General features: G+C 63.6%; 12 protein-coding genes and 1 tRNA gene. 11 read left to right on the forward strand and 2 right to left on the reverse strand.

From position 1 onward, the window contains the following. Positions 1 to 6: 6 nt before the first annotated feature. Together flgG and flgF are read right to left on the reverse strand one after the other, a co-directional pair. Positions 7 to 789 (reverse strand): flagellar basal-body rod protein FlgG, encoded by a 783-nt coding sequence (gene flgG / locus QQS14_RS11030; RefSeq protein WP_285907052.1) that lies wholly within the window; start codon positions 787 to 789, stop codon positions 7 to 9. Positions 790 to 809: 20 nt separating this feature from the next. Beyond that, positions 810 to 1,583: a flagellar basal-body rod protein FlgF gene (gene flgF, locus QQS14_RS11035; RefSeq protein WP_285907053.1), complete on the reverse strand. Its 774-nt coding sequence runs from the start codon at positions 1,581 to 1,583 to the stop codon at positions 810 to 812. Between the two features lie 133 nt (positions 1,584 to 1,716). Here flgF and QQS14_RS11040 point away from each other — a divergent pair. The 11 genes from QQS14_RS11040 to pnp all read left to right on the forward strand — a co-directional run bounded on the left by QQS14_RS11040 (position 1,717) and on the right by pnp (position 12,368). Beyond that, positions 1,717 to 1,792: transfer RNA gene (locus QQS14_RS11040), tRNA-Gly, on the forward strand. A gap of 91 nt (positions 1,793 to 1,883) precedes the next feature. Then, on the forward strand, positions 1,884 to 2,342 hold the full coding sequence (locus tag QQS14_RS11045) for a ribosome maturation factor RimP (protein ID WP_285907054.1): 459 nt from the start codon (positions 1,884 to 1,886) through the stop codon (positions 2,340 to 2,342). A gap of 60 nt (positions 2,343 to 2,402) precedes the next feature. Then, positions 2,403 to 3,767 carry a transcription termination factor NusA gene (gene nusA / locus QQS14_RS11050; protein ID WP_285907055.1) on the forward strand — a complete coding sequence of 455 codons (1,365 nt, stop codon included), beginning with the start codon at positions 2,403 to 2,405 and terminating at the stop codon, positions 3,765 to 3,767. A 56-nt stretch (positions 3,768 to 3,823) separates the two neighbouring features. Then, a complete protein-coding gene (locus QQS14_RS11055; protein ID WP_345782797.1) occupies positions 3,824 to 4,042 on the forward strand; it encodes a DUF448 domain-containing protein in 219 nt (72 codons plus the stop codon). Then, on the forward strand, positions 4,039 to 6,948 hold the full coding sequence (gene infB / locus QQS14_RS11060) for a translation initiation factor IF-2 (protein WP_285907057.1): 2,910 nt from the start codon (positions 4,039 to 4,041) through the stop codon (positions 6,946 to 6,948). Before QQS14_RS11055 ends, infB begins: the two co-directional genes overlap by 4 nt. 67 nt (positions 6,949 to 7,015) lie before the next feature. Beyond that, positions 7,016 to 7,309 carry a DUF503 domain-containing protein gene (locus QQS14_RS11065; RefSeq protein ID WP_285907058.1) on the forward strand — a complete coding sequence of 98 codons (294 nt, stop codon included), beginning with the start codon at positions 7,016 to 7,018 and terminating at the stop codon, positions 7,307 to 7,309. Positions 7,310 to 7,319: 10 nt separating this feature from the next. Then, positions 7,320 to 7,661 carry a 30S ribosome-binding factor RbfA gene (gene rbfA / locus QQS14_RS11070; RefSeq protein WP_285907059.1) on the forward strand — a complete coding sequence of 114 codons (342 nt, stop codon included), beginning with the start codon at positions 7,320 to 7,322 and terminating at the stop codon, positions 7,659 to 7,661. Then, positions 7,648 to 8,604 (forward strand): DHH family phosphoesterase, encoded by a 957-nt coding sequence (locus QQS14_RS11075; RefSeq protein WP_285907060.1) that lies wholly within the window; start codon positions 7,648 to 7,650, stop codon positions 8,602 to 8,604. Before rbfA ends, QQS14_RS11075 begins: the two co-directional genes overlap by 14 nt. Then, entirely contained in the window at positions 8,604 to 9,545 is a 942-nt protein-coding gene (gene truB, locus QQS14_RS11080) for a tRNA pseudouridine(55) synthase TruB (protein ID WP_285907061.1), read from the forward strand. Before QQS14_RS11075 ends, truB begins: the two co-directional genes overlap by 1 nt. A 60-nt stretch (positions 9,546 to 9,605) precedes the next feature. Continuing rightward, positions 9,606 to 9,875, forward strand: a complete 270-nt coding sequence (gene rpsO / locus QQS14_RS11085; RefSeq protein ID WP_285907062.1) for a 30S ribosomal protein S15 — start codon at positions 9,606 to 9,608, stop codon at positions 9,873 to 9,875. Between the two features lie 246 nt (positions 9,876 to 10,121). After that, the gene (gene pnp, locus QQS14_RS11090; RefSeq protein WP_285907063.1) at positions 10,122 to 12,368 is read left to right on the forward strand and encodes a polyribonucleotide nucleotidyltransferase; all 2,247 of its coding nucleotides are present in this window, start codon (positions 10,122 to 10,124) and stop codon (positions 12,366 to 12,368) included. Positions 12,369 to 12,697: the final 329 nt, after the last annotated feature.

The raw sequence follows: 12,697 nt of genomic DNA on the forward strand, positions 1-12,697 counted from the left end.
ATGCCGCTAGCGCTTGATATTGATGGCCGTCTGGAGCATGCCGTCCGAGGTGGTGATGGCCTTGGAGTTGATCTCGTAGGCGCGCTGGCCCACGATGAGGCCGACCATCTCGTCCACCATCTCCACGTTGGACCCTTCCAGAAAGGCCTGGGCCAGGGTGCCGAAGTTGTCGTCGCCGGGCGTGCCTGCCACGGCCGCGCCGGACGCCTCGCTCTCGCGGTAGAAGTTGCGCCCGATGGCGGTCAGGCCAGCCGGGTTCTGGAAGCGGTAGATGTCGAGGTCCGCCTCGGCCAGGGCTGCTCCCTCGCGGTCCAGGGCGGCGATATGCCCGGTCTCGGTGATGACCACGCTGACGGTCTCGGGCGGCACGGTGAACTCGGGCTGAAGCGCGTGCCCCCCTGCGGTGACCATCCGGCCCTCGTTGTCGAGCTTGAAGGAGCCATCGCGGGTGTAGACATCCTCGCCGTTCATATCCACGAGGAAGAAGCCCTCGCCCTCGATGGCGATATCAAGCGGGTTGCCCGTGTTCTTGAAGTCGCCCTGGGTGAAGAACTTGTGTACCGTCACCGGCCGCACGCCCATGCCGATCTGCATGCCCACGGGCAGCCGACCGCCGTTCTGGGTCTCTGTGCCCGCGATCTGGAGAGTCTGGTACATCAGATCCTCGAACTCGGCGCGGCTCTTCTTGAAGCCCGTGGTGTTCACGTTGGCCAGGTTGTTCGAAAGGGTGTCGATGTGTGTCTGCATGGCGACCATGCCGGTCGCGGCAGTCCAAAGTGAGCGCATCATTGGCTATTGCCTCCTGGTTATCATAAGAGCTTGCCGATCTTGACGATCATGTTCTTGTCGAGACTGTCGGTGTTCTGAAGCACCTTGGAATACATTTCAAAGGCGCGCTGGGTCTCGATCATCTGGACCATCTCGGTGACCACCTCGACGTTTCCCTTTTCGAGGAACCCCTGCTGCACGGCCAGATCCTCGGGCGGGATCTCCTCCGCACCGGGCGCAGCGCGGTAAAAATTGCTGCCCACCCGTTCGAGGGCACCGATATTCTCGAAGGTGACCAGGTCAAAGGCCCCGGCCGGTTCACCGTTGATGGAGATCATGCCGCCATATTCCACGCTCAGCGTGGCTCCGGGCGGCACCACCAGCGGCCCGCCCTCCACCATGACCGGATGGCCGTCCTGGGTGACAAGGGTTCCCGTGTTGTCCACCAGAAAATTGCCCGCCCGGGTGTAGAGCACGTCGCCCCCCACCTGGGCCCGGAAGAAACCCTCGCCCGCCAGGGCGAAGTCGAGCTGGTTGCCCGTCTGGTGCATGCCCCCCTGGGAGAAGTCCACGGTCTGCTCAGAGAGCCGGGCCTTGGCCATGATCTTGGGGTCGGGAAACATGTCCTTGTCGCGCAGGAACGACTTGGTGGTCACCACGTAGTCGTGGGCAAAGCGCGTGAAGACGTCATGGAACGCCATGTGGTCTTTTTTGAAGGCCGTGGTGTTCACGTTCGCCAAATTATTGGCAATGGATGACATCCTCATTTCATTGGACAAAGCGCCGAACAACGCGCTCAAGCTGCTGTCTCGCATGGTGCGGACCTCCTGTCTGCCCGATGATTTGCACTATGCATGCCAACGCAAATCGGGCTGACGGCCGTTTTTTTTCACCGGGTTGCGGCTGTTGACATTGGTGTGGGTTGTGTATAAATAGGCTCGTTTCCGAGCGGGTGTAGCTCAGCTGGTAGAGTACAAGCTTCCCAAGCTTGGTGTCGCGGGTTCGACCCCCGTCACCCGCTCCAACGCCTTTCGCAGGGTCCGTCGAGGACCCTGCGGGGTTCGCACAACAGGGTGAGCTCGGGCTCGCCTTTTTTATTGGTATCGGGAGAAACCATGCGTCCGACATTCGAGGAAACACTCGCGGAACTCATCCGCCCGGAGGTGGAAGCCCTCGGTTGCCGCCTGTGGGGACTCTCCTCGCCAAGCAAGGGCCAACGGCGTATAATAAGGATATACATCGACGGACCCGACGGCGTGACCATCGACCAGTGCGCCCAGGTCAGCCGACAGGTGAGCCTGCTGCTTGAGGTGGAAGACATCATCCCCGGGGCGTTCATTCTCGAAGTTTCCTCGCCCGGTCTTGACCGGAGGTTCTTCGACACCGCGCAGATGGCCGACTACGTGGGCAGCCCGGTCACCGCCCTGCTCCACGAGGCCCGCGACGGCAGACGCAAGGTGACAGGCACCCTCGTCCGGGTGGGCGACGGCGAATTCACCGTGAGCGAAAACGGACAGGAAACGACCCTGGCCTGGATCGACCTGAAGGAAGTCAGGCTTGTCCCTGAATTTTAGAGCATATCAGCAATATATACCGGGACGGCGACTGACCCCGGATGAAGCGGAGGTTTGATCATGTCGGAGCTGAAAAGAGCCATCGACCAGATTAGCAAGGACAGGGGCATTGACCGAGACCTGCTCATCGACACCCTTGAAGAGGCCGTGCGCTCCGCCGTGGCGCGCAAGCACGGCGAGACCATGGACATCGAGGTCGCCTTCAACGAGGACAGCGGCGAGATCGAGGTCTTCGAGTTCAAGGTGGTGGTGTCCGAAGTCCACGACCCCATCAGCGAGATTTCCCTCGAAAACGCCCGGGAGCACGACCCCAACGCCCAGCTCGACGACGAGATGGGCTTCCCCGTCAAGATCGAGGATCTGGGCCGCATCGCAGCCCAGTCGGCCAAGCAGGTGATCATCCAGCGCATGCGCGACGCGGAGCAGGAGATCATCTACGAGGAATACAAGGACCGCATGGGCGAGATCGCCAGCGGCATCGTCCAGCGGCGCGACCGCACCGGCTGGATCATCAACCTCGGCCGCACCGAGGCCCTGCTGCCCAAGGACGAGCAGATCCCGCGCGAGCGCTACAAGCGCGGCGACCGCGTCCAGGCGTACATCATCGACGTGCTCAAGGAATCCCGCGGGCCGCAGGTCATCGTGTCGCGCTCCCATCCCGACTACATGGTCGAGCTGTTCAAGCGCGAGGTGCCCGAGGTGGCCGACGGCACGGTCAAGATCATGGGCGTGGCCCGCGATCCGGGCCTGCGCGCCAAGGTGGCCGTCATGTCCCGCGAGCGCGATGTGGACCCGGTGGGCGCCTGCGTCGGCATCCGGGGCTCGCGCATCCAGAACGTGGTGCAGGAGATGAAGGGTGAACGCATCGACATCGTGGTCTGGAGCCCGGACATCGCCATGTACGCCCAGCACGCCCTCTCCCCGGCCGTCATCACCCGGATCACCGTGGACGACGAGGAAGAGGCGCTCGAGGTGGTCTGCCCCGACGACCAGCTCACCCTGGCCATCGGGCGCAAGGGCCAGAACGTCAAACTGGCCGCCAAACTGCTCGGCTGGAAGATAGACATCTTCACGGAATCCCGCTACGGCGAACTCAACGCCTCACGCAAGGGCATGGATCAGATCGCCAGCGTGGCCGAGATCTCCATGGAGAGCTTCTTCAACGCGGGATTTGAGTCCCTGGAATCCATCGTTCGCGCCAGCGACGAGGAACTGCTCGCCGTAAACGGCCTGACCGAACGCAAGATCGCCGATATCCGTCTGGCCATCAACATGCTTGCGCCCGAGATCGCCGCCGCAGTGGCCGAGGCCGACGCCGAAGCGACTGAAGGGGAAGCGACCGATATCGGAAGCGACGGCGAGACCAAGGCCGACAATGAAGACGAAATGAACGACACTCCCGCACAAGGCGAGGAGACGAAATAAGGGCCGGTCAGCAAGGATACGCGGACATGATGAACACAGGACACCAACCCGTCCGCATGTGCATCGTCTGCCGCCAGCGGTTCCCCAAGGGGGAGCTGACGCGGCACGTCCGCCCGGCCGACATGGAGAAACCGGAAACGAACGATCCGGTTTCCGACCCGGAGCAGATCAAGCCGGGGCGTGGGTTTTACGTATGCGTCCAGGCCCGGTGCAGGGAATTATTCCCAAAAGTGTTCAAGGGCCTGATGAAGAAACGCAAGGGGGAAAGTAGATGACGGCACAGGTTCGGGTAGAAGACTTGGCCGCTGAGCTTGGACTCAGCACCAAGGAGATAATACAACACCTCCGCGAGATCGGCATCCAGGCAAAAAGCCAGATGACCGCCCTTGACACCGAGGATGTGGACCGCCTCAAGGCGGAACTGAAAAAAGGCGCCATCGCGCGACAGGAAGTGCGTCGCGTGACCGATACCGGCGTCATCGTCAGGCGCAGGCGCACCAAGGCCCCGGCTGCCGGGCCCGATGCACCGGCCGACGAGGCCGACTCGGCCGTGGCCCCGGACACCGGGACCGACGAGGCGGTGGAGACCGTGACGCCTGGACAGGCGGAAATCACTGCCGCCGAGCCGGAACCCGCCGCCAAAACCCCTCGCGAACCGGCCAGGAAGCGCGAAAAGTCCGAGCCCCAGGTCAGGATCATCAAACCGGCCGTGCAGGCAAAGCCGGAGCCCGAGACTGTTCCCGAAGCGACCCCCGTGGCAGAAGAGGCCGCCCCCGAACCCGCGCCTGAAAACACCGCGCCCGTCGCCAGGACCGAAACCGTGGAAACCGGCCCGACCGGCGACGAGTACGCTCCCGCCCGGGCAGACGGTACCCCCGATGCCGGCGAGGCTCCGACAGCCGCAGGCCCGAAAGCCGATACCGCCGCCGAAGCCGACGAGGCTGGCGAACTTCCCAAGAAAAAGAAAAAGCGCAAGAAGGAGCCGGAGGCTCCCAAGGTCAAGATCATTTCCATGCCCGATCCCGTCGAGGTCAGGGCGCGCGAGGTGGCCAGACTGGCCGCCGAGAGCGCCCCGCGCCCGGTCCGCCCGGCCCGCCCGGCCGGACCAGGTGGACCAGGTGGCCCGGGTGGTCCGAGCGGCCCCCGCCCCGCTGGCGCAAGGCCCACCGGCCCGCGCCCCGGCGGCTTTGCCGCGCCCGGCGGACGCGACGACGCAGCCCCGGTTGACCCGTCCATGCCCGATGGTCGCAGCAAGAAGAAAAAGGGCAAGAAGGACCGGCGCGTGGTCGAATTCGCGGCCGGAGCCAAGTCTGATCGCGGCGGGCCGTTCAACGACGGCTTCCCCCAGGGACGCAAGGGGCGCAAGGGACGCAAGGGCCAAAGACCCATGGTCCCGGACCCGAACATCCAGCCCATGAAGGCCGCCAAGCGCAAGGTCCGCTTCGACGAGGCGATCCGCCTGGCCGACATGGCCCACCAGATGGGCGTCAAGGCCCAGGACCTGATCAAGACCCTCTTCGGCATGGGCGTCATGGCCACCATCAACCAGGCCCTTGACCTCGACACCGCCTCGCTGCTGGCAGCCGAGTTCGGCTACGAAGTGGACAACGTCTCCTTTGACGAACAGGAATTCCTCACGCCCACCGAGGTGGACAAGGCCGAGGACCTCAAGCCGCGCCCACCCGTGGTCACCATCATGGGTCACGTCGATCACGGCAAGACCTCGCTGCTCGACGCCATCCGGCTCACCAACGTCACCGACGGCGAGGCTGGCGGCATCACGCAGCACATCGGCGCGTACCACGTCAACACCAATCGCGGCGAGATCGTGTTCCTGGACACCCCGGGCCACGAGGCGTTCACCACCATGCGCATGCGCGGTGCCCAGGTGACGGATATCGTCATCCTCGTGGTGGCGGCAGACGACGGCGTCATGGACCAGACCCGCGAAGCCATCAGCCACTCCAAGGCCGCTGGCGTGCCCATAGTGGTTGCGGTCAACAAGATGGACAAGGAAGGGGCCAACCCCGACAACGTCAAGCGCGAACTGGCCGACCTGGGCCTCATCCCCGAGGAATGGGGCGGCGAGACCATCTTCGCCCACGTCTCGGCCAAGATGAAGACCGGGCTGGACGAACTGCTCGAAATGATCCTGCTCCAGGCGGAAGTGCTGGAGCTTCGGGCCAATCCCGACAAGCACGCACGCGGCCACATCGTGGAGGCCAAACTCGACAAGGGACGCGGCCCGGTGGGCACCATGCTCATCATCGAAGGCACCATCAACCAGGGCGACAGCTTCGTCTCGGGCATCCACTTCGGCAAGGTCCGGGCCATGTTCGACGACCAGGGCCGCAAGATCAAGAGCGCCGGTCCTGCCATGCCGGTGGAAATACAGGGCTTTGACGGACTGCCCGAGGCAGGCGACGAACTCTTCGTGGTCGATGACGAGAAGGTGGCGCGCCGCATCGCCCAGACCCGCGCCATGAAGCAGCGGGAAAAGGTGCTCTCCTCCAAGACCAAGGTCACCCTGGAATCCTTCCTGGCCAGCCGGCCCAACGACGAGGCCCAGACCCTCAACCTGGTGCTCAAGGCCGATGTGCAGGGTTCCCTTGAAGCCGTCACCGAGGCGCTGAACAAGCTCTCCACCGACGAGGTCAAGATCAACGTCGTCCACGGCGGCGCGGGTGCCATCACCGAATCCGACATCCTGCTGGCCAGCGCCTCGGACGCCATCACCATCGGCTTCAACGTGCGGCCCAACCTCAAGGTCAAGGAGATCGCCGAGCATGAAGGCGTGGAAGTCCGCTTCTACGACATCATCTACAAGCTGGTGAACGAGGTGAAGGACGCCATGAGCGGCATGCTCGCCCCGGACATCGAAGAGGTCTACCTCGGTCAGGCCGAGGTGCGCGACACCTTCAGCGTGCCAAAGGTCGGCACCGTGGCAGGCTGCTTCGTGGCCGATGGCAAGATCACCCGCAACTGCAAGGTCCGCCTGTTGCGCGGCGGCGTGGTCATCTACACCGGATCGGTCTCATCGCTGCGCCGGATCAAGGACGACGTCAAGGAAGTCACCAAGGGCTTCGAGTGCGGCATGGGCCTTGATAAGTTCAACGACATCAAGACCGGCGACGTCATCGAGGCCTTCGAGACCAAGGAAGTCGCCCGTACCATAGACTAGAGACACGGCATTCACGGCGGGCGGCCCATCACCCATGGGGCCGCCCGCCGCCTTTTTCGGACCAGACATGATCATCGGCGTCCTGACCCTCGAATTCCGGCTCCACGGCAATCGCTCCCTCAAGGAGAAGCGCCGCGTGGCCCAGAGCCTGAAGCAGAAGCTGCGCAACACCTTCAACGTGGCCGTGGCCGAGGTGGAGGCCATGGACGCGCACGACAGGCTGGTGCTCGGGGTGGTCACGGCGGCAAACCGCACGGACAAGGTCGAAAGCCGCCTGAGCAAGGCGCTGGCCATGGTGGAAGCCATCGCCCCGGTCGAGCTGACCCGGTGCGACACGGAAATATTCAGCGACAGCGAATGAGGACACATCCATGAAGGCATCCAGTTCCCGCCGGGCCGTGCGCATGGGCGACCAGATCATGCGCGAGGTCGCCATCCTGCTGGTGGAAGAAGCCCAGGACCCGAGACTCAACCTGGTTACTCTCTCCGGGGTGCGCATGAACGCAAACCTGCGCATCGCCGAAATATTCTACACCGTCTCCGGCGACGCCGAGCACCGCCGCGAGGTCCAGGCCGGGCTTGAGAAGGCCACCGGATTCCTGCGCTCCAACGTGGGCAAGCGGCTCAAGCTCCAGTTCACCCCGGAGCTGCGCTTCACCTTCGACGAATTCCTTGAGGACGTGGTCTATGCAAAACCCGATGCGTCGCGTTAGCGAGATCATCCGAGGCGGCGACGACTTCCTGGTGGCCGCCCACGTCAACCCTGACGGCGACGCCATCGGCTCCACCTGCGCCATGGGCCACATCCTGGCCCGCCTTGGCAAGCGTTTCCGGCTCTACAATCCCTCGGGCCTGCCCACCAGCTACGACTTCGTCACCATGCCCGCGCCCCTTGAGACCGCCCTGCCCGCGACCATGCCCGCCTGGACCATCATCCTCGACTGCGGCGCGGCCGAGCGCATGGGGCCGGAGCTTCTGGACCGCATAGGCGAGACCCGGATCATCAATATCGACCACCATCTGGGCAACGGCGACTACGGCGACGAAAACTGGGTGGCCGTGGACCAGCCCGCCGTGGGGTCCATGATCGCCCTGCTGGCCAAGGACCTGGGACTCGCCCTTGACGGCGGACTGGCCGAGGGCGTCTACCTGGCCGTGTCCACGGACACCGGCTTCTTCACCTACGGCTCCACCACGCCCGAGTCGCTGGAACTGGCGGCCGAGATGCTGCGCGGCGGGCTCGATCTGGCCCGCATGAACATGCTCATCAACAAGCAATGGACCGAGGCGAGGCTGCGCCTGTGGACCGAAGTCATGGGCAGCGTCGGTCTCTTTGCCGACAAGCGGGTGGCCGTCGGCGTCATCACCCGCGACATGTTCCGGCGCACCGGCACCGACTCGCAGGACACCGAGAACCTGATCAACACCATCCGCCGCCTCAAGAGCGTGCGCGTGGCCGTGATCCTGCGCGAGGAGAAGCCGGGTGCCTACAAGTTCAGCCTGCGCTCCTACGGCGACGACAATGTCCAGGCCATCGCCGCCCTCTTTGGCGGCGGCGGCCATCGCAACGCCTCTGGCGGCATCATCGCCGCCCCGCTCGACGAGGCCCGCCGCCAGATGGTGGACGCCATCACCAAATCCCTGGAGCTTGCCTGATGGGTCGCCGCAGAAGAAAACGCGGCCCCGAGCAGCTCGACGGCCTGCTGGTGCTCAACAAGCCGTCCGGCCCCACCTCGGCCGCCTGCCTCAACGACATCAAGTTCCGGCTCAAGCAGTTCAAGATCGGCCACGCCGGAACCCTGGACCCCCTGGCCGAGGGGGTCTTGCTGGTCCTGCTCGGCCATGGTACCAAACTGGCAACGTACTTGAGCGGCGCGGTCAAGACCTATCGCGGGACGCTCAAGCTCGGCGTTGCCACCGACACCTATGACATTCAAGGAGAAATTGTCTCCCAGTCCCCGGTAACGGCCAGCGCCAAAGATGTCGAAAATGAAATTTTGCATTGGAATCAGTTGACAGAGCAGGAAGTTCCTGCCTATTCGGCTGCCAAACACGAGGGCACGCCGCTGTACGCCATGGCCCGCGAGGGTCTGGCCACACCGGTCAAGACAAAGCCCATTGTTGTTTCCCATGTGGAAGTGCTGGACGTGCGAATGCCGGAGGCGGTGTTCAGGGTCAGCTGTTCCGCAGGCACGTACATACGATCCCTGGTCCACAGCTTGGGGATGCGAATGGGGTGCGGCGCGGTGCTGACCAGCCTGACCCGCGAGCGCAGCGAGCCCTTCGGGCTTGATGCGGCTCACGACCTCTCGGACGTTCTGGAGAATCCGGACTCGTTTCCGGATAGGGTGATCCCCCTTCGGGACACCCTGCCCCACTGGCCCCGCTTCACCCTGACCCGGCCGCTGGCCGGCCTTGTCAGGAACGGGGCATGGCTCCCGGTCGCGGACGACCCGGCGCGGGAGCTTTGCGGAACCATCGGCGATCGGGCGTTTCTGCTCGATGACGACGGCGAGCCGCTGGCCCTGGTGGAGGCGAAAATCCAGGATGGCAAGCCCAAGTGGGCCATTCTCAGAGGTCTGTGGGGCGAGGACTGACCCGCCCGACGACGCACGGAAGGCTATTGATATGAAACACCCAACTAGGAGGATACCGCTGTGGTCATGACTGCCGAAGACAAGCAGAAGATCGTTGAAGAGTACAAGACCTGCGAGGGCGACACCGGCTCCCCCGAGGTCCAGGTGGCGCTGCTGACCGCCCGCATCCAGTACCTGACCGACCACTTCAAGACCCACAAGAAGGATTTCCACTCCCGCAACGGCCTGCTCAAGATGGTCGGCCAGCGCAGGAAGCTTCTGAAATACCTTCAGAACAAGGACGTCCAGCGCTACCGCGACCTGATCGGTCGCCTCGGCCTGCGCAAGTAGTTCTTTGAAGCACTGATGTCGGGGGAGGCGCCAGCCTCCCCCGGTTGTTTGTCACTTTCTGCGGCGGAGCCGACTTTTCGCTCCGCCAATGCCCTCACGCGATGTTTAGTTGGCTGCGGAAGGCGTTTTTGGACACGAATTTCTGGTCCAAACTCTCCAAAAGCTCCTCCCCAAGCCGGCTAACCCCAGAGAGGGTCTATCGCAGGAAGTGATCCACCCATTACCTCATTAAAGGTAGGATTACCCATGCTGAAACCTTTTGACAGCACAAGCCTGACCACCACGGTCGGCGGAATCGACATCACCATCGAATCGGGCAAATACGCCCGGCAGGCCAGCGGCGCCGTGACCATCCGGTCCGGCGGCACCGTCATCCTGGTCACGTCCACCACCCAGCCCATCGAGGTTGACCGTGGCTTCTTCCCCCTGACCTGCAACTATCAGGAAATGGCCTACGCCGCCGGGCGCGTGCCGGGCAACTATTTCCGCCGCGAAGGCCGCCCGTCCGAGCGCGAAACGCTCATCTCCCGGCTCATCGACCGGCCCATCCGCCCCCTGTTCGCCAAGGGCTTTGGCGACGAAGTGCAGATCATCGCCACGGTCCTTTCGGCCGACAAGGACGTCAACCCCGATGTGCTGGCCCTGACCGGCGCCTCGGCCGCCACCCACATCTCCAAGATGCCCTTCCTCGGCCCAATCGTGGGCGCGCGCGTCGGCTATGTGAACAATGAGTTTGTTCTCTACCCGTCCTACAAGGGCATGGAGAGCCTTTCCAGCCTCAACCTGATCTTCGCCGCCACGCGCGACGCCATGGTCATGGTCGAGGGCGGTGGCGACTTCGTCAGTGAAGAGCTGGTGGCAGACGCCCTGGCCTGGGGCCATGAGCAGGTGCAGCCGCTTTTTGACATTCAGGACGAGCTGCGCGCCAAGGTAGGCGTGCCCAAGATGGAAGTCACCCCGCCCAAACAGGACGAAGAGCTTATCGCCTTCCTGGGTGAAATCATCACCGACGACCTGCGCGCCGCCGTGACCACGTCCGAAAAGATGACCCGTTACGCGGCCAAGGACGCCGCCAAGCAGAAGGCCAAGGAGGCCGTGGCCGAGAAGTTCCCCGACGACGAGGCCAAGCTCAAGGCCGTTGGCGGTGTGGTGGGCGACCTGACCAAGAAGATCGTGCGCGAGCGCATCGTCAAGGAAGGGCTGCGCATCGATGGCCGAGATACCACCACGGTGCGCCCGCTCTCCATCGAGACCGGCGTGCTGCCCATGACCCACGGCTCCAGCCTGTTCCGCCGCGGCGAGACCAGCGCCCTGGCCGTGGCCACCCTGGGTTCCACCCGTGACGAGCAGCGCTACGACTCCCTGCTGGGCGACGCCACCAAGCGGTTCATGCTCCACTACAACTTCCCGCCCTATTGCGTGGGCGAGGCCCGCATGCTGCGCGGCACCAGCCGCCGCGAGGTGGGCCACGGCGCCCTGGCCGAGCGCGCCATTGCGCCTGTGCTGCCCAACCAGGACGAATTCCCCTTCACCATCCGCGTGGTGTCCGAGATCATGGAGTCCAACGGCTCCTCGTCCATGGCCTCGGTCTGCGGCGCGACCCTGTCGCTGATGGACGCGGGCGTGCCCATCTCCGCCCCGGTGGCGGGCATTGCCATGGGCCTGTGCAAGGAGGGCGACCAGTTCTTCGTTCTCACCGACATCCTCGGTGACGAGGACGCCCTGGGCGACATGGACTTCAAGGTGGCCGGCACCCGTGACGGCATCACCTCCATCCAGATGGACATCAAGATATCGGGCATTCCGTCCGACGTCCTGAAAAAGGCCCTCAGCCAGGCCAGGGACGCGCGCCTGCACATCCTCGACCACATGGCCGAGGTGCTGGCCGAGCCCCGCGCCGAACTCTCGGACCTGGCCCCGCAGATGGCCGTGGTCTACATCGACCCGGAGAAGATCCGCTCGGTCATCGGTCCCGGCGGCAAGAACATCAAGGCGATCACCGCCGAAACCGAGGCCGACATCGACATCGAGGACTCCGGCAAGATCTCCATCTTCGCCCCCACCCTCGCCTCCATGGAAAAGGCCAGGGAAATGGTCCTCTACTACGACCAGAAGCCCGAGCCGGGCAAGAACTACCACGGCACCGTGCGCAAGGTGCTCGAAGTGGGTGCCCTGGTCGAAATCCTGCCCGGACAGGAAGGCATGCTCCACGTCTCCCAGCTCGACATCGAGCGCGTGGAACGCGTGGAGGACGTGGTCCAGCTCGGCCAGGAGGTCTGGGTCAAGTGCATCGCCCTTGAACCCGGCGGACGCATCCGCCTCTCCCGCAAGGCATACCTCATGGAGCAGGCCGGGCAGGAGGTTGACCTCGAAGAGTTCAAGCGCCCTGCCCCGCGCAGCGGCGACCGGGACGGCGGACGCCGCGACGATCGCGGACGCGGACCGCGCCGCGATGACCGCGGTGGCGACCGTGGAGGCCGTGGCCGCCGCTAGATCGAACAGTTCAAGAAAGAAAAGCGACCCAGTCAGACGATTTGTCTGGCTGGGTCGAATTTTTTCTTTCTTTCAAATTACTCAAGAGGATTGAAACATTGCATAAACGGAATTTAGTATAACATAATTCCAGCCAGAACATAAAACCGAAAACATCTCTTAGAACCACATTCTATTTTTCAATTATTTTACCCTGCTTAAATGACAACCACCTTAATTTGCTGTTAAAATAGTCAACTGCATTCGTGCCCATTATTCCAACCCCACTTAACACAGCTCCAGTGGTGAGAAAATCAGGGACGCCCGAAACAGCTCCACAAGCGACAGAC

It is taken from the genome of Pseudodesulfovibrio pelocollis, from assembly GCF_030282845.1.
Lineage (GTDB): Bacteria > Desulfobacterota > Desulfovibrionia > Desulfovibrionales > Desulfovibrionaceae > Pseudodesulfovibrio > Pseudodesulfovibrio pelocollis.

Bases quoted from the DNA above. Each gene is read 5' to 3' on its own strand.
- flgG (WP_285907052.1), bottom strand. From the start codon at position 789: ATGATGCGCTCACTTTGGACTGCCGCGACCGGCATGGTCGCCATGCAG.
- flgF (WP_285907053.1), bottom strand. From the start codon at position 1,583: ATGCGAGACAGCAGCTTGAGCGCGTTGTTCGGCGCTTTGTCCAATGAA.
- QQS14_RS11045 (WP_285907054.1), top strand. From the start codon at position 1,884: ATGCGTCCGACATTCGAGGAAACACTCGCGGAACTCATCCGCCCGGAG.
- nusA (WP_285907055.1), top strand. From the start codon at position 2,403: ATGTCGGAGCTGAAAAGAGCCATCGACCAGATTAGCAAGGACAGGGGC.
- QQS14_RS11055 (WP_345782797.1), top strand. From the start codon at position 3,824: ATGTGCATCGTCTGCCGCCAGCGGTTCCCCAAGGGGGAGCTGACGCGG.
- infB (WP_285907057.1), top strand. From the start codon at position 4,039: ATGACGGCACAGGTTCGGGTAGAAGACTTGGCCGCTGAGCTTGGACTC.
- QQS14_RS11065 (WP_285907058.1), top strand. From the start codon at position 7,016: ATGATCATCGGCGTCCTGACCCTCGAATTCCGGCTCCACGGCAATCGC.
- rbfA (WP_285907059.1), top strand. From the start codon at position 7,320: ATGAAGGCATCCAGTTCCCGCCGGGCCGTGCGCATGGGCGACCAGATC.
- QQS14_RS11075 (WP_285907060.1), top strand. From the start codon at position 7,648: ATGCGTCGCGTTAGCGAGATCATCCGAGGCGGCGACGACTTCCTGGTG.
- truB (WP_285907061.1), top strand. From the start codon at position 8,604: ATGGGTCGCCGCAGAAGAAAACGCGGCCCCGAGCAGCTCGACGGCCTG.
- pnp (WP_285907063.1), top strand. From the start codon at position 10,122: ATGCTGAAACCTTTTGACAGCACAAGCCTGACCACCACGGTCGGCGGA.